This window comes from Paenibacillus sp. SAFN-117 (assembly GCF_051966115.1).
In the GTDB taxonomy this organism is placed as follows: Bacteria; Bacillota; Bacilli; order Paenibacillales; family NBRC-103111; genus Paenibacillus_L; species Paenibacillus_L residui.
Genome location: NZ_JBQCLK010000019.1, coordinates 55,758 through 79,676 on the forward strand (window position 1 = coordinate 55,758; position 23,919 = coordinate 79,676).

Consider the following 23,919-nt stretch of genomic DNA (forward strand, 5'->3'; position numbering starts at 1 on the left):
TATATAACCCAGTTAGCAAATCACTTTGGGGCGTTCTTAGCCGCGCAACCTGAACTTTTTATAACTCCTAGGGCGGCAAAATAATTTCGACGGTCGTTCCCCGGCCTACTTCACTGTCAATTTGAAGGGTTCCTTTATGCTCCTTGATAATTTTGTAGCAGATCATTAACCCGAGGCCGGTCCCCTTCTCCTTTAAACTGTAGAATGGTTCGCCCAAGCGGGCGATTCTGTTCTGCGGTATGCCGCAGCCGGAGTCCGCCACTTGAACCGAAACGAAATCCCCGGACCGCCTCACCTTCATGGCAATTTGTCCGCCCTGGGGCATCGCCTCAATCGCATTTTTGATAATATTGATGAAAACTTGCTTAAGCTGGTTTTCTTCGCATTCGACGAGCAAGTCACTAGAGTCCGATTCCACTGAAATCTGTACATTATGCATCGTTGCAAGCGGATACAAGAATGAAGAAACCTGCCGTATCAAAGCTTCCAAATTTCTCTTTTCCATCCTGATGGTTTGCGGCCTGGCTACAGTCAAGAGCTGGTCGGTAATGGACTCCATTTGCTCGATTTCGGACAGCATGACTTCCAGATACCAGATGTTCGTCGTGGTTGTAGCAGATTGCAGCAAGCTTAGGAAGCCTTTAAGCGTCGTAAGCGGATTGCGGATTTCGTGGGCGATTCCCGCCGCCAATTGACCGACAACAGCAAGTTTCTCGGTTTTGCGCAGCAATTCTTCCGTTTGCTTCAGCTCGGTGATGTCGCGTCCGATGACGATCAATCCTTTGCGTCTGCCGTCCCCATGATAAATGGGAACCTTAATAATATCGCAAATCATGGACCTGCCGCCAGGGTGCGGGATGATTTCCTGGAATCGGATGAGGCTGCCTTTGTCCCAGACCCGGCGATCGGACAGCGAGCATTTAATGAAGGTTTCCCGGTAAAATGGATTGCAGGAGGCCAGCTCCCTGTCCGTCATTCCCTGATAATCGATCATCTCCAAATTTAGCGCGGCTATCGCCGTATTATTGGCTTCAAGCCATTTCCCTTGATCGTCCTTAAAGATGACGAGGTCGGGCATGGAATTGATCAGCGTCCGCAGCCGCTTCTCACTTTCAATCAGCATATCGTGCATTTGATGGAGGGCGGTAATATCCCTTGAAATAAGCACATAGGCGGCGGCGCTGCCCTTGCTGTCGAAGAGGGGAGCGGCACAATGGTTAACATGGATCAGGCTGCCGTCTTTTCGCTGTCTCACCGTTTCGTAAGGAATGACGTTCCGTGAACGCAGCATGTGGTTGCGCATGTCTTCGTTTTCACTTTCCAAATGGCCCGGCACCATCGGGGGCTCTTTGCCAAGCAGCTCTTGCTCCGTCCAGCCGAACATACGTTCACAGGCTTGGTTGGCTTTAACGATATGAAAATCGGCATCGACGACAAGGATCGCATCTTCGGTATTGCTTAGATAGAATTCAAGCTGTTCTTTGGTCAATTTCAAGTCCTCGGCCATCTGCTGGTGATTCGGTTGAATTCCGCGAACGGTTTCGAAGACGCCGATAATTTCGTTATTCATAATGATCGGAAAACTATTCACCATGGCATGGATGCTGTGTCCCTGCTTATGCCGGAAAACCGCCTCGAATTCTTGCTGCATACCGCCCGCCGCTTGGGCGAAAGCCTTCCTCTTCAGCTCCTTGCTGTCCGGGCAGGCCAGATCACAGACCGCTATGCTGCTCAACTCATTCGCATCATAGCCGAGCAATCTCTCCGCAGCGGGATTGGCTTCAAGGAGAAAGCCTTGTAAATCATAAGCGAAGATGGCATCGGGGTGATGCCGGAACAGCGATTGATAGAAGGGGGCTGGTTGGGCGGCGGTCCGCTCTTCGCTCGCTGCTTTGTTATTCTCCAGTGTCGGGGATGTCGGAAAATGACGGAAGTCCGGTAACGAAGGGCTGACCCTAATCTCCGGCGGAAGGGCATGAACAACCGATCCGATGGCTTCTCCCCCGTAATAGTAGGGCGAAAGCTCGAAGAGCCACCTCTTATTCTCAAGGTTGTCCGTCATTTCCCAGGTTGTTGTTGAGGACAAGGATTCTTTGGCGAAAGAGGGAGGTTCTAGCGAATGTTCAGGGGAAATCCATCCTTTCTCATACAGAATAGGGGAAGCCTTGACGACCCGTCCCGCCCGGTCCAAAACCGCAAGAGGCAGTGTCGTCCTATGGGTTAAATCCACAAAATATTGAGCCAGCCTTAAACGCTCTATTCTCAATTGGTTATAAAGCAGGCTCTCGATTTCCCGAGCCGTGCGGATTACGGCTGCCAGAGTTCTCGGATCGTTGGCCGTCCAGAACCCGGATAAATCGACGATTCCGGCAATTTTGCCCGTACCGGGATCACGGATAGGAGCTGCGGAACAGGTCCATTCGTGAATTTCCTGGCAGAAATGCTCGCTGGCAAACACCTGTAACGGCAGCCCGGTAACCAGAGAAGTACCAATCCCGTTCGTTCCCGCACTGCTCTCGCTCCAATTCGCACCCGGCGACAAGTGAATGTCTTCCGCTTTCAGCTTTAGGGACAAATCCCCGTCGCAGTAGACCATTTCCCCGGCAGGATTGGAGAAAGTAACAAGATAACCGGTATTTCCGGCGTATTGCTTCAGCTTGATCAAGAGTGGTTTGACCATCCGGAATAACGGATCGGAGGTGACGTACTCCTGGATCTGATCCGTCCCCAAGCTATATGGAATTTGGATAAGGTGCGGATCGATCCCTTGTTCCAGGCACCGTTTCCAGGAATGGAACATGAAAGGCCTTACATTAATCGGCGCAGAACAACCGGACACGAATTTCTCCCATTCCTGTTCGATCAATAGCTTATCGTTGGAAGCCCCATGATAACTGAAAGTATAGAATCTGTTTGTGGACGACATAAATTTCCCCCTAATGCAATAATGTGATCCATCGGCGTTTATGATTTACCAGTTGCTCTATACAATCCGGAGTAGTTTCCTTACAACAGTTATTGGTATGGGCCCAGTTTGAAATATCCTATTATTTCTACATAAAATATAATTTTCCTGCATGGCCATTTAGAAGAATGTTGGTTCAGGGATTTAGCAAATGCTCGGATCGGTCTGTATTTTTTTGTTTATGTGCAGCCGAATAGACCGGGCCGTCAGCCTGATATCTTCCGACAAAGAGCGAATCAGGGAAAGCGTGTTAATGCTCCGCCGACTGGTTGAAGAAACGGAAGCTCTGCTGCAGCGTTCCCCGTAACAAGCATCCTTGCCGTCTGTGTGCGGTGTGAATGACAGAACCCCTCCAGGCGGATTGGCTGAAGGGGTTCTTATGTATGCGATCATTCGATTCGCTGCAAGCCGGAGCTGCCTGGAGCTAAGATATACCTCTTGTCTCGGAATCCAGGATTTGCAGCCCCAATTCCTCCAAGGCCTGCTGCAGCGTTCCTTTCGTCTCCACTTTATCGCTGAAGGAGATGCCCAGATCGACAATCGTACTGGCGATTTCCGGGCGGATCCCGGTGACAATCGCTTTGCAGCCCATGTAACTGACGCCGTCCATTATTTTGAATAAATGCTTGACCACCATCGTATCCAGGAAAGCGACACCCGACATGTCGATTAACAAGGTCCTGATTTTGGAGGCCCCGATTTGGTGCAGTGCCTTCTCCTGAATCACTTTAGCCCGGTGTGTATCGACCGTTCCCAACAGAGGAAGAATGGAAACCGATGCGGAAAGAGGGATGATCGGCACAGACAAGTCATCTATCAATTCTTTGTGCGATTGAATTAATTCATCTTTGAACCGGGTATAGCTCATAAAGAAGTGGCGGAGGAAAATATCCAGCGTCGTATTGATTTGTCTTTCCAGTGCGAAAAATTGCTCCCGCGTAATTTGCTGCTTGCTAAGACGCTCGTAATTATAAATGAAATCCCACAATACTCTCCGGATAGCCTGGAACCATTCCAGCTTGACCGCCAAGTTGAGGGAGGAATGCCGAGCCCAAAGCTGGCCTTCCTGTTGAGCGAAGTTGACGATTTCCAAATCTTTATGGTCAATCATCAGATGGACCAATTTCTGCGCATTGCTCAACAGATCGATATTTCCTATCGTCTTGATCTCCTGGATGATATCTCTAATGTTAACGGCTTCGTTCAACAGCCGCTGCTCGAATTCATCCTTGTTGATGTTGAGAAAATCCTTGAGCTGAATCCCTTGTTCGTATTGCAGGTCCATGACTACCACTCCTTTATCAACCGGAACATTCAGAGGAAATTCCAACAGAAATGTCGTTCCTTGCCCTTCCTCACTTTCTACTCTGATCGAGCCGCCATGCTGATAAACTGTTGAATAGACATAGGTCAGCCCCATCCCGGTTCCCTCCGATTTGGTCGTAAAGAAGGGCGTTCCAAGCAGCATAAGCTTTTCCCGCGGAATGCCTACTCCGGAGTCGGAGATCGAGACATAAACCATATTGTTGTCGCAGGAATGACTGATTCGAATCGTTCCTTTCCCCGGGATGGCTTCGAAGGAGTTTTTCAGAATGTTAAAAAAAGCCCGCTTAAGCTGGTTCTTCCTGCCTGAAATTTCAACCTCCGGCTGTTCAAATGACTTTTCGATCGTTACACGGTATATTTGGTCTTGAAATAAGCTTAACAGGGATTCCAATTCCGCACATAAGCTGAATCGGGTCACCGGTTCATCTTCCGCGTCCGGCTTGGATACATTAAGGAGATTTTGCAAAGTGGAGATCGCATTATCCAATTCCTGCTGAGCAATATCGATATAGTTATGCGGCGCTTGCTCTTGCAGCAATTGCAAGAAGCCTTTAACCGCAGTCAGTGGATTTCGGACCTCATGAGCAATACCAGCGGCAATTTGTCCTACAGAAGCCAGTCGCAAGTTGTGTTCATCCCGTTTATCAGACATATCGTTTAATGGCAATGATTCTCGTTCCTTTCGTAGATGTTTCAATCTTCAGTTCATCCATTAATCGTTTTGCTCCGTTTAATCCTAAGCCCAATCCTGAATGAGACGTATATTGTCCCTTCAGGATGGTGTCTACACAAGGGATTCCAGGCCCCTGATCGGATACAATGAAACAAATTCCTCCGTCTACTCTCTTGCCAATAACGGTCCCCATACCTCCTCCATGGTCCAACACATTGTGCGCAATTTCGAGCAGGCTGACGATGACGCACTGCGTATCTTTTTCTGAAAAAGGCAGGCCTTTTAACAAGTATTTTATTTTGTAGACTGCGTCCCAAATATCTTCTTCGGACTGCACTATTTGTGTCATCATTTTCCTGTCACCTATAGGAACAATTCGCCAAGAAGATGTAGAAAACCTTCTGCGACATTGCATTTCTATGAAGCTATCTCTCTATGTTGATGCCAAAAGTCAAGTTCTAGCTCCATTATTGGAAGCCTCGTGGCTGGATTTCCTCCAGTTAGTTTGCCCCCCTTGGTGCGGGAAGCGAAAAACTACCTTGAAAATCCATCCATTTTCACCATCTGATGGTGCCGCGGCCAGAGGCATGGGGGTCTAACTGGAAAATCCGTCTATTTTCATTTTCTGCAGGTGCCGTTCAAACGGAATGGCGCGTCTAACTGGATTTCCTCCAGTTAGTTTGCCCTCTTGGTGCGGGAAGCGAAAAACTAACTGGATTTCCTCCAGCTAGTTTGTGCAAAATGGGGGATATCGCCCAAAGTCATCCATTCTAAATGCAGTTTTTCCATTTGGTTTAGTCGTTTTCTACAAAAGGCCCCAATCTACCTGCATAAAATACAGTTAGATCAACTTCTCTCGCGCGAAAACGACAACTAAGATAGCCGTAAATCTAGCGATTCGCACCCTTTGCGAAAGTTAATCTGAATCAAAAAAAGAATCTGAACAAAAGGTTGTCGAGAACCCCCGTTTTTCTGCAAAGAAAGTGGTACGAAAACCTAATATTACATGCTTTTTTTCATGCATTTGTCCTAAAAACGCTTTTTCAACAGCCTGAACAGCCTTCCTATTGTTTCAATAGCGAAAGAAGGGTTTTGCAGCCAGGTTGTGGAAAAGGAAAGGTGGCAATTTATCCGTTACGTCTGGAGGAAGCGAAATGAGCAGCTTTTTGAAACGGAAAGGAATTCAGCTTACCGCAAAAGCCTATATCATTGATGCGCTTAGCTATATGGCGCTGGGGCTTTTTTCGTCTTTAATCATAGGGCTGATTCTGCGTACGATCGGCGAGCAGTTGGGCTGGCCGCTCTTCTCGGAGATGGGTCAGCTCGCCATGAATTTGATGGGGCCGGCCATTGGAGCGGCGATAGCTTACGGTCTGGGGGCGCCGCCGCTGGTGATCTTTGCGGCTGTGGCAACGGGGGCCGCGGGAGCGGAGTTCGGCGGACCCGCCGGAAGCTACGTGGCGGCGTTAGTATCGGTCGAGCTCGGCAAGCTGGTCAGCAAGGAGACGAAGGTCGACATTATCGTTACGCCTTTCGTAACGATCATCACCGGGTTCCTCGCGGCCAAATTTGTCGGGCCTGCAATTTCGGGCGCGATGACCGCGTTCGGGAGCTGGATTGTATGGGGGACCGAGCAGAAGCCCATCCTTATGAGCATTCTGGTGGCGACCTTAATGGGGCTTGCGCTGACCGCGCCTATTTCCAGTGCCGCCATTGCGTTCATGCTGGATCTAAGCGGGTTGGCCGCAGGGGCGGCGACCATCGGCTGCAGTGCGCAGATGATCGGCTTCGCCGTCAGCAGCTACCGGGAGAATAAGGTGGGAGGCCTGCTCGCGCAAGGGCTTGGCACCTCTATGCTGCAGGTGCCGAACATCGTTCGCTTTCCGCTTATTCTGATTCCGCCGACGGTGGCGGGAATGATTCTGGCCCCGATCGGAGCCACACTCTGGCCCATGTCGAACAATGCCGCAGGGGCGGGCATGGGCACCAGCGGTTTGGTCGGCCAGATCATGACCTTTACGACGATGGGCTTCTCCCCGGCGGTCTTCATTCAGATAGCCGTGCTTCATTTTATCGGCCCGGCGGTCATCAGCTTGATCGTGTCGGAATGGATGCGGAGCCGCGGCTGGATTCAGCCTGGGCAGATGCGGATTTATACCGGGGACCGTCCGTCCGGATAATCTGTTCCATATTGACTTTATACGGAAGAAATGCTATAAAACAAGTGATTGGCACTCTATTCATGAGAGTGCTAAAAACGGTTGACCATAGTACAAGAGCATGAAAGGAGAGAGAACCATGGCCAAAAAGCAATTTAAAGCCGAGTCGAAGAGACTGTTGGAAATGATGATCAACTCTATTTACACTCATAGAGAAATCTTTTTGCGGGAATTGATCTCCAACGCCAGCGATGCCATAGATAAGATTTATTACAAAGCGTTGACCGATGAGCAAATGGTGTTCGATAAAGACAACTATTACATAAAGGTGAAGCCGGACAAGGCGAATCGGACACTGACGATTTCCGATACCGGAATCGGGATGACGAAGGAAGAGCTGGAGAACAACCTTGGCGTCATTGCGAAGAGCGGTTCCCTCGCCTTCAAGAAAGAGAACGAAGTGAAGGACGGGCACGAAATTATCGGGCAGTTCGGTGTCGGCTTCTATTCGGCTTTCATGGTAGCGGACTCCGTCACCGTGATCAGTAAGGCCCTGGGCTGCGATGAAGCCTATAAGTGGGAATCCAAGGGCGCGGACGGCTACACCATTGAACCTTGTGAGAAGGAAACGGTCGGAACGGACATTATTCTGAAGATCAAAGAGAACACCGAGGATGATCAGTACGACGAATATTTGGAAGAATACCGCTTACGGGCGATTATCAAAAAATATTCCGACTTCATCCGTTACCCCATCCGCATGGATGTAACCGGCTCCCGGCTTAAAGAGGGCAGCGAGAACGAGTACGAGGAATATCAGGAAGAGCAGACGATCAACAGCATGGTTCCGATCTGGAAGAAGAACAAGAGCGAGCTGACTCCGGAGGACTACGCCAATTTTTACACCGAGAAGCGCTACGGCTTCGACAAGCCGCTCAAGCATATCCATCTTAGCGTGGAGGGCACCATCAGCTATAATGCGATTCTGTTCATTCCCGAGAACATTCCTTACGACTTTTATTCCGCCGAGTATGAAAAGGGACTGGAGCTGTATTCCAGCGGCGTGCTGATTATGAACAAATGCCCGGACCTGCTGCCGGACTACTTCAGCTTCGTCAAGGGGATGGTCGATTCGGAGGATCTATCCCTTAACATCTCGCGGGAGATGCTTCAGCATGACCGGCAGCTTAAGCTGATTGCCAAGAATATCAAGAACAAGATTAAGAATCAGCTGCAAAGCATGCTCAAGGAAGAAAGAGAGAAATACGAGCAGTTCTATAAACAATTCGGCAGACAATTAAAGTACGGAGTATACAGCGAGTACGGAAGCCACAAGGAGGAGCTGCAGGACCTGCTGATGTTCTATTCTTCCAAAGAGAAGAAGCTGGTCACTCTCGACGAATATGTATCCGCCATGCCGGAAGACCAGAAGTATATTTACTACGCTTCCGGAGAATCGGTCGAAAGGATCGAGAAGCTGCCGCAAACCGAGCTCGTCGCCGAGAAAGGATATGAAATCCTGTATTTCACCGAGGATATCGACGAGTTTGCCGTCAAGATGCTCATGAGCTACAAGGAGAAGGAATTCCGGTCGGTGTCCAGCGGTGATTTGGGAATCGAGACCGAGGATAACAAGGAGCAAGAGGATTCTCTGGACGAAGCGGACAAAGAGCTGTTCGAGCATATGGAGAAGCTGCTAGCGGGCAAGGTCAAGAAGGTTAGAGTATCCAAGCGGTTGAGATCGCACCCGGTATGTCTCTCCACGGACGGCGAAGTGACGATTGAGATGGAGAAAATTTTAAAATCGATGCCGAACAATCCCAATGTGCAGGCAGAGAAAATTCTCGAAATCAATAAAAATCACGAAGTGTTCCAGTCTTTAAAGGATGCCTTTGCCAACGATAAGGAAAAATTGGACCTGTACACCCATCTGCTGTACAATCAAGCTCTGTTGATCGAGGGGCTGACGGTAGAGGACCCTGTACAGTTCACCAATGATATCTGCAAGATCATGGTCTCTTCTGCCAAGTAAAAGGCAGCGGCATAGCTGCAGCAACGCGGGGCGGGGAAGCATGGACTTACAGGATTCCATGAACCTTGGAGCCCTTAGGATGGCAAAAGGGGTTCAAAACCCCTCGGAAGAATGGACGGAGAAGTGTATTCGCTGGCTGAAGAAACGAAGCCGGAGATCATCAATAAGTTCCTTCAATAGGTGAAGGATAGGCAGGCTTACGCGATTAGGCGTGAGTCTGCTTTTTTTGTAGGGGCGGAGCGAACGAGTGCGTTTGTATGAAAAATCGTACAAACGGCTGAGTAAATGTCACGATGATCTCGCTTTTGTACGAAAATCATCCGGGCAGCCGTGTAAATGTCGTGATGGTCCGTTGAGTTGCAGCGAGCGAGAGTTGTAAGGGGAGGCCCGGTCCTGAACTTCCACGACAGCAACAGTCTCGGGCCAGCCAAGTCGGCTTACATATGCAACAGTAAAGCTTCCTGCTTTCTTGGCGACACCTTCTTCGGCGTGTGCCGGGGGCGCTGCATGGCAGTGAGGAGGACCGCCTCCCCACCTAACAGAGAGCTGGACCGGGTGAAGCACAACCCTATCGTTTCTCCAGTCCGCTTTTCTCTTATCTAATTCTCCTTATAGATTCCCTTGTGAAAAACGCGCTCCAACGGATACATCTCTTTGGCCGGCGGCTGAACGGCAGGGTACCCCAGGCCGATAATGGCGACGACACGCAGCTCCGGAGGGATGGCCAGCTTCTCGCGAATGAAGTTCTCCCGCCGGGAAGATTCGTCGCTGTCCTCCGAATGGTAGATCGCTCCCCATGCCGCCCCCAATCCGAGGGAAACGGCGGCAAGCCACAGATAGCCTCCGGCGAGCGTGGCGTCCTGCAGCCAATACTTGCTCTCCCCTGGATGGCCGAGAATAACATAAGCGGCCGCCGATTGCTCCAGCCACTTCATGTAAGGAGTGGCTGGCGTTAGCTGGGCAAGCATAGCGGGATCAGTCACCAAAATGAATTCGCGAGAAGGCAAATTTTTGCCGGTGGGGGAATAATACATCGCCTGTGTCAACTGCTCCAGCACCTCGCTGGGAATGGGATCCGGTTTGAATCGGGTGATTTCCCGGCGAAGCTGGATTGCTTGCAGTACATCCATACATTACTTCCTCCCTAACATAAATTTATTAAGGCAATCTCGGAGTTTAATGACGAGTTATCCTATAGATATTTATGGAATGATGCGGATTTCCTTTTAGTTTACTGCCGCTCTGCAAAGATGTCAAAAGAAACAAAATGGCGGAAAACCCTAATAGAACGACACCTTTTTAACGCAAGAAGGTATCTTCAACCAGCGTCAAGAAATATAGTCCATAGGGGACCTTTGATCAACTGAATAAAAGAAGGGGTATCAATTTATGAATAATTTAAAATTTGTCCAAGGCTACAAGGCGGATGAACCCTATGGAAAGAGCCTGACGATGCTTGCCAATCAAATTTTCGGCATAAATCTGAATGAGTGGGATAACCGGTACATTCCTTTTTCTTATGTGGATGGAGAGGCCGTCGCGGCGAATGTATCGATCAATCTGCTCGATCTGATTATCCAAGGCGAGCGAAGAAGCGCACTGCAAATCGGAACGGTAATGACCCATCCGGATTATCGGAAGCGGGGGCTTTCTGCCCGTTTAATGAACCGGGTTTTGGATGAATACGGGGACAAATGCGATTACATCTATTTATTTGCTAATCGGAACGTTTTGGATTTTTACCCCAGGTTTGGTTTTGAGCCCGTAGAGGAGCACCAGTTTACTTTGGATTATTCCGCAGGGCCAAAGAAGGGGAACGGCATCCGCAAGCTGGATATGAATAATAGCGAACATGTTCGTTTACTTACTCATTTTACCTCGGAGAGAATTCCGGTTTCCCGGCGGTTTGGAACGGAACGTGCCCATGGTATATTAATGTTTTATTGCCGAAATATTTTTAATAACGATATTTATTATTTGGAACAGGAGGAAATTATGGCTATCCTTCAGAGGAGGGAAGGCCAAATCGATCTTTACGACTTGATCGGAAGAAGAGAAATCAATCTGGAAGCCATCCTTGCACAAATTTCGGATGAAGACACTCAAGAAATCGTGTTCCATTACACTCCCGACGACCAAGGAATGGGGATAACAAGCCGCTTGTTTAATGGAGATGAGGTATTGTTCGTAAAGGCAAACGGAAATAACCGCTGGCCGGAAAATTGCAAGCATCCCCTTACTTCTCAAGCTTGAATCGGGCTTCACTTAAATTGCCGCCAAGAGGGGCATCGAATCGGGATAGCTCAAATAGGTCGCAGTATAGATAGAGGAAGCTCACCCTCCTCATGATAATACGATGTAACCAAAGATTCCTATTGGCATAAAAAGCTACCACTAATACCGGGTTATTCGTCTTCGCCAAGGCTACGTTAGGAGCTTTTTTTACAAAATTACGGCTGGTTCCCGATTTGATCTGTTGTATAATGGATGAAAATGGTATTGGCGAAATGGAGGCTTGTGAATTGAAAGCGGTTTTAAACATTGCCCACAGGGGAGCATCCGGTTACTGTCCGGAGAACACTATGGCGGCTTTCGAACGGTGTATCGAACTCGGTGCGACGGCGATCGAAACCGATGTACAAATGACGGCGGATGGCCGATTGGTTCTGATTCATGATGAATCGCTGCAGCGGACGACGGGCTTGCCCAAACTGGTGAAGGATGTGACAGGGGATGAGCTGTGGGAGCTGGATGCGGGCTCCTGGTTTAGTCCGGCATTCAAGGGGGAGCGCGTTCCGACTCTGGAGGATTTGTTCGAGCTGGTTAAATCCCGTTCCCTCCAGGTGAATCTCGAGCTGAAGAACGGGGTCGTGCAGTATCCCGGTATAGAGGAGGCCGTTATAGAAGCGACCCGGAGGTTTGGAATGAGCGACCGGGTGATCCTCTCGAGCTTTAACCATTATTCCTTGGCGCACTGCAAGCGGCTGGCCCCGGAGATCCGGACCGGCATTCTCTATATGGAAGGCTTATACGAGCCGTGGGAGTATGCGGCGCGATTCGGTGCGTCTGCGCTTCATGCGTATCATTATGCGGTTATCCCGGAGTGGGTTTCCCAGGCGGCTGCACGGGGAATGGCGTATCATCCGTTTACGGTCAATGAGCCGGCCGAAATGCGCAGGCTGATTCAGGCCGGGGTAGCCGGCATCATAACGGACTACCCTGACCGTCTGGCAGAACTGCTGAAGACAATGGAGGATTAAGGGTATGAAAAAGACTTGGCTGCTGGGCTTCGGATTTTTCAGCATTAGCATTACCTGGTCGCTGTATAATGCTTTCGTCCCGTTCTTCCTCGATCCGTTCCTGCAAAGCACGGCCTTGATCGGCTTCATGATGACGCTCGATAATTATTGTGCCTTGTTCCTGCAGCCATGGATCGGCAACCGCAGCGACAAGACGGTCTCCCGATTCGGCCGGCGGATGCCTTATCTGCTGATCGGAATGCCGCTTGCTGCTTTGTTTATGATCCTCATTCCGCTTCATACCAATTTCATTACATTGGTGCTGTTCATGGTGCTGATGAATCTGGCAATGAGCCTGTACCGTTCTCCGACCATTGCGCTGATGCCGGATATTACACCGGAAGCGCAGCGGACCAAGGCTAATGGAATCATTAATTTCATGGGCGGGGTCGGGGCGATTATCGCTTTTGGCGGAGGATCGATGCTGTATAAAGCCAACCCGTCGTTTCCTTTCGTGGCGGCCGCCGCCATTACTTTGCTGTCGTTATTGATCTTGTACCGTTTTATTAAGGAGAAGCGGGATTCCATTACATGGGCGGCTGCGGATACGGAGCGGGTCAAGCTGCTCGGGGAATTGGACCGCACAACGGTTCTGCTGCTGGCGGCGATTTTCTTCTGGTTCGTTTCCTATCAGGGGGTAGAGGCGCTGTTTACACTGTATGGAAAGCATCACATGGGGCTGGAAGAGAGTGCGTCTGCGTTCTCGTTAACGTTCTTTTCCTTGTTCTTCGTCCTGTTTGCGATTCCAAGCGGCTGGCTGGGCAACCGGTTCGGCAAAAAAACGATGATCCTCATCGGCGTGATCGGCTTATTTCTGGTGTTCGCCGCCATTCCGCTGATCGAAACGCTGGTTATGCTGCGGGTCATGCTGGCGCTCGGCGGGATTTGCTGGGCCTGCATCAATATCAACTCGTATCCGTTCGTCGTAGCCACCGGCAGCGGACGAAGCATCGGCACCCGGACGGGCTTGTACTACCTCGTCTCGTCGCTGGCCGCCATTTCTTCTCCGCCGCTGCTGGGTCTCGCCATCGACCATTTCGGTTACGGCTCTCTCTTCTTATGCGCCTCCGGAAGCATGCTGCTGGCCCTGCTGTGCCTGCTGCTCGTCAAGCATAACGGAAGCTCCTCGGTTTCCAAGACCGAGGCTGTTTAGCGACATTTCGCCATATGAACTCATAGGCTCGTATTTATTCAAGCCGACGGGGCCCGGCTTCGGACGGGTCCCTCGCTAGGCGGCAGGTAATAGCCAAATTCCTGCGATAATACATCAACTATGAAGAGAATTTGCAGGATAAGAAGCAAAGCCTGCAAAAATGCAGCAATTTTTGCCAATAACCGCCCTCCATCACTCGAACCGTAGAAAAAGATGCACTTTCGCAGGTTCTCAGCCAATGGCGAGCGACTCCCTGCAAAAAGATGCACTTTCGCAGTTTTTTTACATAGCAAACGAGAACGGCAGCGGAAACCTGAAAGCCAAAGAACGATCTAAAAAGTATCGGCATGTAAGTTTTGAAATGACTTTGGGAACCAGCAGCAGTGGAGTAGTGTTGTATTCCCAGCTTTAGTTAAAGGTTGACCATATTTAAACAAACCTCCCTTTTCCAATAAATGTATAAGTGGTCAGCTGCTTTGGCAATTACTCAAAATTCCCGTTACAATGAAATTACCTACTATATGAATTGCAAGGATGGGGAGTCGCATTGGACAACTTGCACGAACAGCTTCGACTCGCGCGGCTAGAAATCGAACAGCTTAAACGGGAAAATGAAGAGCTTAGATGTCAATTAAAAGCAATGATACCGAAGAAGATATCTGAAGATATAAGCCAGACCGTACACATAAACCAGACTGATCAAATGAATTATTCTTATGAGCAATTAGAGCCAAAGGGTGTTCATCGGTTCTCCCCAGCGGAAGATAAAATAGAGTTATTCCGGAGTTATTTTCGCGGCCGTGAAGATGTTTATCCCATACGCTGGCAGAATAAACAGGGGAAATCGGGTTATTCACCCGCGTGCAGTAATGAATGGACCACGGTTTGCCAAAAGCCAAAAGTGAAGTGCTCGGTTTGTCCTCATCAGGATTTCTTGCCCATTACTGATTCTGTAATATCCAATCATCTGGATGCTAGGGCTGACAGAACCATAGGGCTCTACCCTATGCTTCCGGATGAAACTTGCTGGTTTTTGGCCATTGACTTTGATAAAAATAATTGGCAAGAAGATGCAGCAGCTGTAATGCGTGTCTGTAAAGAAAGGCAGATACCTGCTGCTTTGGAGCGTTCACGTTCCGGAAATGGCGGACATATTTGGATCTTTTTCCAAGAGCCGATTCCTGCAAGTTTGGCAAGAAAACTTGGCACCGCTCTATTGACTCTTACAATGAATTACAGATATCAACTGGGACTAGATTCTTATGATCGATTGTTTCCAAACCAGGATACGCTTCCGAAAGGAGGATTCGGCAATCTGATTGCCCTTCCGCTCCAAGGAGGACCACGGAAAAGTGGAAACAGTGTTTTTGTGGACGAAGCCTTTCAACCCTATAAGGACCAATGGCAATTTCTTGCGGAATTAGAGAAAATGAATGAGAAAGATGTATTGAAATTTTTACGAATGAACGATTTGGAGGGTGACCTCTTTCAAATAGACATGGTGGACTCAGACGAGGAAGCACGGTTGCAGGAGTTGGAAGCCAAGCCTGCAAACTTTCATTTCCATGAGTCAATGCCTGAAATGGTGGAATTGGTTCTTTCTAATCGAGTATATATATGCAAAAAGGATCTTTCTCCGAATGTGATCAATCGATTAATGAGGCTGGCTTCTTTTGCAAACCCTGATTTTTATAAAGCACAAGCGATGCGACTATCCACTTTCGGAAAACCTAGGGTTATTTGTTGTGCTGAGGATCTTCCAAATTATTTAGCGTTACCCAGAGGATGCTTGCAGCAGATTATAGAATTCTTTAAACAAAATCATGTCTTTACTCAGATTAAGGATGAAAGGTTTGGAGGCACCTTAATAAAAACGGAGTTTTGCGGGACGCTGTCAACGCTGCAGGATGCCGCTGCAAGGTCCATTATGGTGCATGATACTGGGATTCTATCGGCAGGAACAGCTTTTGGAAAAACTGTTGTAGCCGCCAATATTATAGCAAAGCGCAAAGTAAACACCTTGATCTTGGTACATCGTCGGGAACTGATGGATCAGTGGAAACAGAGATTGCAAACCTTTCTTGATTTACCGAAAGAATCCATCGGAGTTGTTGGAGGCGGCAGGGATAAGCGCACGGGAATTGTGGATATAGCCATTATCCAGAGCTTAAACCGAAAAGGGGTAGTAAAGGATTATATTAGCGATTACGGTCAAATAATCGTAGATGAATGCCACCATATCTCTGCTTTCAGTTTCGAACAAGTGTTGGTCAAAGCCAAAGCGAAATACGTATTTGGATTAACTGCTACTCCGAAGAGGCAGGATGGCCATGAAGCGATCGTAATGATGCAATTGGGGCCTGTACGAATGCGAATAGATACCAAGATGCAGGCCGCTTCAAGAAGCTTTTCTTTAACCGTCAATCCTCGTTACACCTCCTTCCGGTTGCCACTCCATTCGGAGAAGCTGGGAATTCAAGAAGTTTTTCAGCGGCTTGTGGAAGATGAGGAGCGAAACACGATGATTTTTAACGATTTACTGCATTGTTTGGATCAAGGACGCTCCCCTTTGTTACTTGTTGAACGGACGGCACATGTGGAGTACTTTGAGAAGCGGCTTATGAAATTTGCTAAAAATGTGATCGTTCTTCGGGGCGGAATGGGAAAGAAACAGCGGGAACATATTCGAAAGCAAATCGACAGTATTCCTGACCATGAAGAACGTCTCTTTATTGCGACAGGCAAACTAATCGGCGAAGGCTTTGATGATGCCAGGTTAGATACACTGTTTCTTGTTCACCCCATCTCATGGAAAGGCAAGCTGGAACAGTATGCAGGCAGATTGCACCGTTCTCACATCAACAAGAGCGAAGTACAAATTTATGATTATGTCGATATGCAGGTTCCTGTATTAATGGCCATGTACAAGAAACGGGTTAAAGGATATCGTACGATGGGTTATAAAGGGGCGGAGTTATAGATCGTAAGTCCCCTTGGTATTAGACTTTCATAACCGCCATTAGAATCCAACGACTGGGGCATGAAGCCCCGGTCTCTTTTTTGTTCTGAAATAGAATGCGGGAGAAACAGCGTTAACCTATAACCATAAATCTGTTTTTGCAGCAATTTTTATAAATATTTGTATACTCTTTTCCAGTACAATAGTACTATAATAGGTTCTAGGTAAAAAATACTAGGAGAGACGGATATGGCTTACATGGTACCAGAAATCATTCCAAGGGGAGCGACCTCCGGGGAACGTATTTTATTCGAAACTCTAAAGGCTCATTTGCCTAGTGATTATATCGTTTACTATGAACCCGAGATTCGGGGGAGACGACCGGATTTCGTGATTATAGGCCCTGATTTGGGGCTGGTCATTTTGGAGGTTAAAGACTACACCAAGGGTACGATTTATCAAATCAATCAGGATGAATGGATTTTGCGAAATAAAGCCGGGGAATTGGTGACTGCCAAAAGTCCACTGAAACAAGCGAGGGATAATGCCCGATTAATAACAAACCATCTGAAAAAGGACCAAAACCTCGTTCAAGATAACGGTTCCTATTTAAAGTTTCCCTATGGTTTTGGGACGGTTTTTACCAGACTTAAGCAGGAGGATTTTATCAAATACGATCTATATCAAGTAATAGAGCCTCAGTTTGTATTATGCAGAGATGAAATTGATCCCGATGATGAAGCCTTCTCGCCTGAAACCTTGTGCGACAAGATACATAATATGTTTACGGTCTGGAATCGGAAAAAATATATTTTAACTAACGAAGATATTCAAGCCATCCGCTTTCACCTTTTCCCTGAGGTGCGAATTAGTGCGGAATTTAAGCCGCCTGTGACTCATCAGGATCAGCTTCTTCTGTCGCTGCATAACATTAAAACCATGGACCTCCATCAGGAAAATATGGCGAAACAGCTTGGTGATAAGCATAGGCTCATCCGTGGGGTCGCCGGAAGCGGCAAGACTCTTGTCCTGGCTAGCCGGGCTAAAATTCTGGCCAAAACTTATCCAAACTGGAAAATTCTTGTGTTAAGCTACGGAATTCCATTATCCCGGCATTTGAAACAGATGATCGCGCGAATGATGGAAGAGCCGGATGATCTGCTGGATTTAATAAACGGTTCTTCGGCGGACAAACATGCCAAGGTAGAAGTGTATAATTTTCATGAATGGTTGAGGAACAGCCTGCAGTTGAAGGACAGCGAGATCCCCGCTTTGCTGGATAAAGTGGATAGGAAAGAAGCGATCCTGCCGACCTATGATGCCATTCTGATCGATGAAGGACAGGATTTTGAACCCGATTGGCTCAAGCTGTTAAGCTGTTGTTTGAATCCGGACACGCAATCGCTGCTCTTGGTAGAAGATCGTGCCCAGTCCATTTTCAAGAGAAGGACGAGTTTAGCCCAGGATATTGGTCTGGATTTCCGGGGACGTTCTAAAATTCTGTCTATCAATTACCGGAATACGGCGCAAATTGTTCAGTTTGCTTGGGAGTTTTACCAGGAATATTCCCTATTAAAGAATAAAGTACGGGAAGGAACTATAGAGGGTGTAGAGATCATCCCCCCACAATCTACGAAGAGAAAAGGTCCTGACCCGATTATCAAGGAATTTAGAAATATACAGGAGGAAATGAATTTCGTATCCAAATCGATAAAGTTCCTCCATAGGGAAAAGAAGATGTCGTATCACGAGATAGCTATCCTGTATCGTGTCAAGAACAGCCACCATACTTCATATATTGATGAAATTAAACAAAGCTTGGCCAAGCATGATTTGCCATATACGTGGATTACTGAGAATCCGGAGACCAAGCGGAATTTTGTCCGTGAGGAAAATACGATCAAGATTTCCACTATCGATAGTGCTAAAGGGCTTGATTTTCGAGCCGTTTTTATCGTCAATGTGGAGAGCATGCCCTTTCCGCTCGAAGAAGAGGAAGAAAGAGAGGTCTCCTTATTTTATATCGGCATGACCCGGGCTTTGGAATGGTTATTTCTGACTTACAGCGGCGAATCCAAATTCACTCAATATTTGGATAAGGTGGTTCAACAGCGGAATCAGCAAGCGTCGTCGAAGACACAATCTGGGTAAAATATGATGCGCTTCGAGGACCGAAACCCAAAGCGATAGGAGGAACTGCATGATTAAGCTGAAAGATGTAGGCCTCTTCGAAACGCTGCCTGATATAGCGATTGTTTTGCTCTGCGACCCTATAAGTTGTCCCAAGAAGTGAAAGACTTCCTGACGGGAGACAAGCTGCGTCTCGAATTGCCGGACAATGATTACGACATCGCATTCGTACAGTTCTTCACCTTAACCGATACCGTGGAGATGCAAATCGGACGGCGGAAGCTGCTGCGCCTGTCTGCGAAAATCGACAACTACTCCCATATCGCGATTGTCTGGAATCCGAAGGCCCGATGCATCGGCTGCTACGATGAAGAGCATAGGAAATATGTGGACCTGTGCACCTTTGGCGAGTTGTTGGTTCAGCCCGAAGTTTATTTGACAAGGATGCTGGAAGGAGGGTTGTAGCCGCGCTGCATAGTTCCGTTAGCTCCGAAAGAAGGGCTATTTAAAAAAGTTTCTCTTCTCGTAAATGAAGTCAATCAATAAAAGTAAGAGCCGATCATTCCTTAGCTTGGGAATAATCGGCTTTATTGTTTTCCAAATCGTTTTTCTGTTTGGATACGGTGATTTTTAATTTAAGGTTGATGTAAGGTCCTCTTTAGACTGGAGAAAGGTGGGTTCATTACATTTGAAACAGGGATGCAAACCATTGGCATTAGCGTGCTGAGCCAAGAAAAGCGATTGTTGGACAAAGATATTGTCTCATCCTGTTTGAGCTTAGGAGGAATGATTGATGAGAAAAATATGGCTGGTGCTGGGGCTCATCATCGTAATTTTGGCAGGCTTGTGGATGTTCTTCTTCAGTCCTGAGAAGCTGACACCTGACCATCCAGCGGGAAAAACCGTCTATTACACGAGGATAACCAGTCCCGGCGTTCAAGATGAGAATGAACGGTACGATTATGAGCTTACTGCCTACAATGAGAAAGGTAAGGGAAAGAACATTGAGTTTTCGGCTGGAAAGCCATTGAGAGAAGGAGCTTATATCAGGCTATATTACACATGGATTCGTGGTGTCACTTACTGGGAAGAGGTTGCCTTCGAGGAGCTGCCCGGGGCGGTGCAGCAGAAGTTTCAAGAAATAACAAGCTCATCGATCTGATCGGCAGCAGCGATGTAGGGGAGAGGATGAGCTTACAAATATGGCGCAGCGGATCCGTGTTACCGTTAGATTGGGCGACAAAAACTCCTCGGATTATATTTGACCGCGTGTAGGCTGTGATTTGAGGTGGCTCTGTTTTTGTGTTTACAAGTTTTTCACTATCGGTAAAGCAACCACAACGTGCGTTAATAAGAAAACATGTTGGTGTCTTCGTGCTTGTTTTCTGTGAAGGATGCTAACGTGAGACTTCGACGATTGTGTTACTTTGAGCCTATCGGGCAGGAAAGTGCGAGAAGGCTGTGGAATAAATATACAAAATTGACGCATAAGGAGGGTCGTAATATATGCCATTTCCAACGCATATCGTATCTGCAGGTGGATTTGTGGAAGATGGGAAAGGAAATATCCTTTTAGTAAAAACTCGTGACGGTGGCTGGGTTGGCCCTGGTGGACAAGTGGAAGTTGGAGAAAATCTGATGGATGCTTTGGTTCGCGAAATTAAAGAGGAAAGCGGAATTGACGCCATTGTTAGCTACTTAATTGGTGTTTATTCGAATACCGGGACTTTTAAATGGTATGATGGCGTGACTGAAGTTCCTACACAAGTTATTTTTGATTTCGTATGTAAACCTGTTGGCGGAGAGTTGACCGTTTCTGAAGAAACAACCGATAGCCGCTGGGTGGCGAAAGATAAAGTTCTTGATTTCATTACACATCCAGCTATTCGTACTCGCTATCAGGCTTATTTGGATTTTAATGGAGCGGTAAATTATATGGAGTATGTAACGCACCCGGAATTCATAATAAAACACCAAACATATATATCGAAGTAGAAACGATAACTGAACAAACCGCCCTTATGGGGCGGTTCTTTTTTTAAAAAAGAAAGTACAAGTTTCACCTTATATACCTGTTCTACATTTCATCGGTAAACGCGCCTGTCCAAAGGACAGCGATAACCGTTTATCCTTGGGTAGAAAATCAACATTAAAGAGTTCAACACAGCCTTAGGAAAATAGCAGTTCATAGTTCCAAATATTCACATTGGCTTCACGCACAAATTTCTTGGCGAAGAGAAGATTACCGTACATTCCTCGTTATCGGGATATCCGCCATGGTCAGCAGCCCGCTTCCCGCGAACGAATGAATCGTTCTTGCGGTACTGACGACGATGTTGGCCGTCGCGGTATCGCCAAAGATGCCGCCGGGAACGACGATATCCAGCTTGCCCATATCTGTAGTTTCCAGAGTAATCCGGTCTTCCTGCTTGGCGCCTGCACACATAATCAGATCCAGCTCGATCGGAATATGACCCGCGGCCAGTCCGCGGGATATTTGATGGAGGCCGATCACCTCATTTTTCTTGACGGGCCCCGCAGCCAGTTCGATGTCTTCCTCGGCAATGACCGGCTCGATAGTATTAGTCACATCGGACAAGCCGAGATTCAATCCGTAAGCAATCAGCCTCAGCGATTCTTCCAGACCGACATGCCCGATGCGGTTTTGTTCCGCCAGCTGCTTGAACTGTTCCGGGGTCATACCGGCCCCCACCTTCTTCTGCAGCGGAATTCGGCGCTTGGCCACATCCACCCGGCGGGATACATGGATTGCGGAAATGTCTCGGGTGACTGAAGTGATGAACAGGGCCAGGGAATCCATGACAAAGCCGGGATTAACTCCGGTCCCAATGACGATTTGCCGGCGATCGCGGGCGTATTGGTCGATTTCCCGCGACAGTTCAGGATAACGATGCCAGGGATAGGACAATTCCTCACAGGTTGAAACTACCGAATACCCGTGGTCCAACAGCTGCTTAATTTGCGGCCACACGCTAACCAGATTCGAACCGGTTGCATGAAGGGCGATCCTCCGGCCGCGAATCAGAGGAGTCCCGGCATCTTCTACCGTGGCCACAACCGGTATGCCGGCATGCTCTCTTCCGGCTAATTCTCCGACATCCCGCCCGATTTTGACAGGATCGATATCGACCGCGGAAATCAGGCGGACGGATTGAGTCAGCAGGCAATTCTCGACGATCTTGATTCCGATCGGTCCCAGGCCGTAGGGCAGGACTTGAATAGGTTCAGACGGCATTCGCTAATTCCCCTTTCCCAAGAGCACGTTCGGCAGCAATGTTTGCAAACGGCTCATCGCATGGTTTAGTATCCACAATCTAATGCTACGAGGATTTTTATCCCATTTTTTCCCATTATATCATTTCCGGTTATTCTTCGGCCATCGATATGAAAAAATGATAGGTTAATATAACTTGCATATGACAGAGCCGAATATTCGAACCCGACACGAACCGAACGAATAGTATATGGGCAAATAAACCATCGGGAGATGTGATCCATGCAGTTATCATACAGGGTTCGTTCGGGAGATACCTTATATAAGATTGCCAAGCGGTGGGAGATTCCGGTGGAGTCTCTTATATCGGCAAACCTGCTAAGCTCGCCATACACGATTTACGTCGGCCAGCGGCTCTCCATTCCTTCTGGAGCCGAAGGGCTGATCGCCTATTTCTCCAGTCGCGGCGGGCATGACGATCTATGGTTGTTTAATCCCCGTACCGGGGCGAACAGGCCGTTAACGAACGGATTGGGGGCTTCCTTCTCCACTCCGGTATGGTCGCCGGACAGCCGTAGAATAGCGTTCGCGGGCAAGAATGGAGTCGTCTATGTGGTTGGAGTCACAACCGGCTCACTTGCCGGCATCGATCAGTTGGATGAAGGAGAGGGGGGCGTATTGGATTGGTCGCCAGACGGCCGGAAGCTGGCCTACACTAAGCGGGACCGCATTCTTATCTATGACGTTGCTACACATGAAGCGCACAGCATTCAGCGGCCCGGGGCAACGGACGTCCAATGGTTCCCTGACGGCGTCTGGCTATTGTTTCAGGCTCCGGATGCTTCCGGCATCAGCCAGTTATACCAAATACGCACGGACGGAACGGGTCAGCAGCAGATAACGCGGAATACGGAAGGCCCTCTTCACAATGTCCGGCTTTCGCCGGATGGGGCTTTTGCTCTGTATACCACTCCCGGCGTAAGTATTTCGATTATTCATACTGTGGAATTAGCGACCGGTCGAGTGTATGAAGTGAAAGGGGGGCCGCTCGCCAAAAACTACTTCCCGGAATGGTCCCCCGATTCTATGCATATTGCATACAGCGCCACCGCATTCGAAGAAGGGCGCGGGTATTACTCGCAGATCCGAACCGTAGGACGCCGGGGAGACAATGATCGGGTAAGGGCGGTCTCCGATTGTTTTGCCACACCGGTCTCCTGGTCGCCGAATGGACGGAAGATCGCTTATTTGTCCGGTTGTACGGAGCAGGAATTCGCTGACGAAATGTGGGTGGTCGACCTTCGGCACCCCGAGCCTATCCGATGGCTGGACGGAATCAGGATCACCGCCCTGCAGTGGTCGCCGTCTGCTGACGTCGAACGCCCGGAGAAAATCACTTATTTCAGTCCGGTCTATAAGATCAGACTGCTGTATCCTTCGCATTGGCATAGGGTAAGCGATGAAAGATATGAGGGGCCGGACGGGTTCTTTCAAGTGTCGGCCATTTCCGCGGAGGCTGATCTGGGTCAGGTGTGCCGCGGGGAAGCCTTTCATCCTTTAAGGCCCTATGGCTCCCAGCCTCGAATCATTAAAGCGCGGGTGAGCGGACAGGAAGCCTGCTTCATCCTTCCCTCCAAAGACCAGCCTGCGGAGATGAAAGGACAGAGCGCGCTAATTGCCAGGTACCCGCGACCGGTTGTTATCGGAGGGACTGTCTATCCGTATTTTATCTTGTGGGCGGATAGGGGGCATATCGCCGGGCTTTCTTCCACCTTGGCCTTCGTACCGTAAGGTTCGCCGGTTAACTTGCTCCTGTCGGTTTCCACAATGAAGTAGGGGTTGTCGCCCCTTAAATTGGAGAAGACCGCATCTTGCCAAGCCGTAACGAGGGCCGGGAGAGGCGCGTATTGTTAAAAGACATGCAGAGGAAGTACATGTCTTTTGACGGAAATCCGGTAAAACTCGCAGAAGACGCGCAAAAATGCATG

Annotated in this window: 17 protein-coding genes; 12 read left to right on the plus strand and 5 right to left on the minus strand. The window is 48.5% G+C overall.

Going from position 1 to position 23,919, the window contains the following annotated elements:
- Positions 1–67: 67 nt before the first annotated feature.
- Positions 68–2,926, minus strand: a complete 2,859-nt coding sequence (locus ACTHRH_RS13915; RefSeq protein WP_440416059.1) for a PAS domain S-box protein — start codon at positions 2,924–2,926, stop codon at positions 68–70.
- Positions 2,927–3,116: 190 nt separating this feature from the next.
- On the opposite strand from ACTHRH_RS13915, the gene ACTHRH_RS13920 reads away from it, so the two are divergent.
- Complete coding sequence (locus ACTHRH_RS13920) at positions 3,117–3,272, plus strand: hypothetical protein (RefSeq protein ID WP_440416061.1); 156 nt, start codon at positions 3,117–3,119, stop codon at positions 3,270–3,272.
- A gap of 117 nt (positions 3,273–3,389) precedes the next feature.
- Here ACTHRH_RS13920 and ACTHRH_RS13925 read toward each other — a convergent pair whose 3' ends face one another.
- Positions 3,390–4,916, minus strand: coding sequence for an ATP-binding protein (locus ACTHRH_RS13925; protein ID WP_440416063.1), 1,527 nt, complete (start codon positions 4,914–4,916; stop codon positions 3,390–3,392).
- Positions 4,917–4,935: 19 nt separating this feature from the next.
- Positions 4,936–5,316 (minus strand): ATP-binding protein, encoded by a 381-nt coding sequence (locus tag ACTHRH_RS13930; RefSeq protein ID WP_440416065.1) that lies wholly within the window; start codon positions 5,314–5,316, stop codon positions 4,936–4,938.
- Between the two features lie 802 nt (positions 5,317–6,118).
- Between ACTHRH_RS13930 and ACTHRH_RS13935 the strand changes: the two genes are divergently transcribed.
- Both ACTHRH_RS13935 and htpG read left to right on the plus strand, forming a co-directional pair.
- Positions 6,119–7,144: a PTS transporter subunit IIC gene (locus ACTHRH_RS13935; RefSeq protein ID WP_440416067.1), complete on the plus strand. Its 1,026-nt coding sequence runs from the start codon at positions 6,119–6,121 to the stop codon at positions 7,142–7,144.
- Positions 7,145–7,262: 118 nt separating this feature from the next.
- Entirely contained in the window at positions 7,263–9,155 is a 1,893-nt protein-coding gene (gene htpG, locus ACTHRH_RS13940; RefSeq protein WP_440416069.1) for a molecular chaperone HtpG, read from the plus strand.
- Positions 9,156–9,754: 599 nt separating this feature from the next.
- Here htpG and ACTHRH_RS13945 read toward each other — a convergent pair.
- On the minus strand, positions 9,755–10,285 hold the full coding sequence (locus ACTHRH_RS13945) for a nitroreductase family protein (protein ID WP_440416071.1): 531 nt from the start codon (positions 10,283–10,285) through the stop codon (positions 9,755–9,757).
- A 259-nt stretch (positions 10,286–10,544) separates the two neighbouring features.
- Here ACTHRH_RS13945 and ACTHRH_RS13950 point away from each other — a divergent pair, with 259 nt between their 5' ends.
- From ACTHRH_RS13950 to ACTHRH_RS13985, 8 genes are all read left to right on the plus strand, one after another.
- Complete coding sequence (locus tag ACTHRH_RS13950) at positions 10,545–11,408, plus strand: GNAT family N-acetyltransferase (RefSeq protein WP_440416073.1); 864 nt, start codon at positions 10,545–10,547, stop codon at positions 11,406–11,408.
- 269 nt (positions 11,409–11,677) lie between these two features.
- The gene (locus ACTHRH_RS13955; RefSeq protein WP_379287834.1) at positions 11,678–12,415 is read left to right on the plus strand and encodes a glycerophosphodiester phosphodiesterase; all 738 of its coding nucleotides are present in this window, start codon (positions 11,678–11,680) and stop codon (positions 12,413–12,415) included.
- Positions 12,416–12,419: 4 nt separating this feature from the next.
- Positions 12,420–13,607: an SLC45 family MFS transporter gene (locus tag ACTHRH_RS13960; protein ID WP_440416076.1), complete on the plus strand. Its 1,188-nt coding sequence runs from the start codon at positions 12,420–12,422 to the stop codon at positions 13,605–13,607.
- A 547-nt stretch (positions 13,608–14,154) separates the two neighbouring features.
- Positions 14,155–16,587 carry a TOTE conflict system archaeo-eukaryotic primase domain-containing protein gene (locus ACTHRH_RS13965; protein ID WP_379287830.1) on the plus strand — a complete coding sequence of 811 codons (2,433 nt, stop codon included), beginning with the start codon at positions 14,155–14,157 and terminating at the stop codon, positions 16,585–16,587.
- Positions 16,588–16,815: 228 nt separating this feature from the next.
- Positions 16,816–18,717 carry a 3'-5' exonuclease gene (locus tag ACTHRH_RS13970; protein WP_440416078.1) on the plus strand — a complete coding sequence of 634 codons (1,902 nt, stop codon included), beginning with the start codon at positions 16,816–16,818 and terminating at the stop codon, positions 18,715–18,717.
- A gap of 138 nt (positions 18,718–18,855) precedes the next feature.
- Entirely contained in the window at positions 18,856–19,161 is a 306-nt protein-coding gene (locus ACTHRH_RS13975) for a hypothetical protein (RefSeq protein WP_440416080.1), read from the plus strand.
- Between the two features lie 328 nt (positions 19,162–19,489).
- Positions 19,490–19,858 (plus strand): YxeA family protein, encoded by a 369-nt coding sequence (locus ACTHRH_RS13980; RefSeq protein ID WP_440416082.1) that lies wholly within the window; start codon positions 19,490–19,492, stop codon positions 19,856–19,858.
- 344 nt (positions 19,859–20,202) lie between these two features.
- On the plus strand, positions 20,203–20,691 hold the full coding sequence (locus ACTHRH_RS13985) for an NUDIX hydrolase (protein ID WP_440416084.1): 489 nt from the start codon (positions 20,203–20,205) through the stop codon (positions 20,689–20,691).
- 247 nt (positions 20,692–20,938) lie between these two features.
- Here ACTHRH_RS13985 and ACTHRH_RS13990 read toward each other — a convergent pair whose 3' ends face one another.
- Entirely contained in the window at positions 20,939–21,952 is a 1,014-nt protein-coding gene (locus tag ACTHRH_RS13990) for an NAD(P)H-dependent amine dehydrogenase family protein (RefSeq protein ID WP_440416086.1), read from the minus strand.
- A 261-nt stretch (positions 21,953–22,213) separates the two neighbouring features.
- Here ACTHRH_RS13990 and ACTHRH_RS13995 point away from each other — a divergent pair, with 261 nt between their 5' ends.
- Positions 22,214–23,722, plus strand: a complete 1,509-nt coding sequence (locus ACTHRH_RS13995; protein ID WP_440416088.1) for a LysM peptidoglycan-binding domain-containing protein — start codon at positions 22,214–22,216, stop codon at positions 23,720–23,722.
- Positions 23,723–23,919: the final 197 nt, after the last annotated feature.

Coding starts and splice junctions, on each gene's coding strand:
- ACTHRH_RS13915 (WP_440416059.1), bottom strand. CDS start 2,926: ATGTCGTCCACAAACAGATTCTATACTTTCAGTTATCATGGGGCTTCC.
- ACTHRH_RS13920 (WP_440416061.1), top strand. CDS start 3,117: ATGCTCGGATCGGTCTGTATTTTTTTGTTTATGTGCAGCCGAATAGAC.
- ACTHRH_RS13930 (WP_440416065.1), bottom strand. CDS start 5,316: ATGATGACACAAATAGTGCAGTCCGAAGAAGATATTTGGGACGCAGTC.
- ACTHRH_RS13935 (WP_440416067.1), top strand. CDS start 6,119: ATGAGCAGCTTTTTGAAACGGAAAGGAATTCAGCTTACCGCAAAAGCC.
- htpG (WP_440416069.1), top strand. CDS start 7,263: ATGGCCAAAAAGCAATTTAAAGCCGAGTCGAAGAGACTGTTGGAAATG.
- ACTHRH_RS13945 (WP_440416071.1), bottom strand. CDS start 10,285: ATGGATGTACTGCAAGCAATCCAGCTTCGCCGGGAAATCACCCGATTC.
- ACTHRH_RS13950 (WP_440416073.1), top strand. CDS start 10,545: ATGAATAATTTAAAATTTGTCCAAGGCTACAAGGCGGATGAACCCTAT.
- ACTHRH_RS13960 (WP_440416076.1), top strand. CDS start 12,420: ATGAAAAAGACTTGGCTGCTGGGCTTCGGATTTTTCAGCATTAGCATT.
- ACTHRH_RS13970 (WP_440416078.1), top strand. CDS start 16,816: ATGGCTTACATGGTACCAGAAATCATTCCAAGGGGAGCGACCTCCGGG.
- ACTHRH_RS13980 (WP_440416082.1), top strand. CDS start 19,490: ATGAGAAAAATATGGCTGGTGCTGGGGCTCATCATCGTAATTTTGGCA.
- ACTHRH_RS13985 (WP_440416084.1), top strand. CDS start 20,203: ATGCCATTTCCAACGCATATCGTATCTGCAGGTGGATTTGTGGAAGAT.
- ACTHRH_RS13990 (WP_440416086.1), bottom strand. CDS start 21,952: ATGCCGTCTGAACCTATTCAAGTCCTGCCCTACGGCCTGGGACCGATC.
- ACTHRH_RS13995 (WP_440416088.1), top strand. CDS start 22,214: ATGCAGTTATCATACAGGGTTCGTTCGGGAGATACCTTATATAAGATT.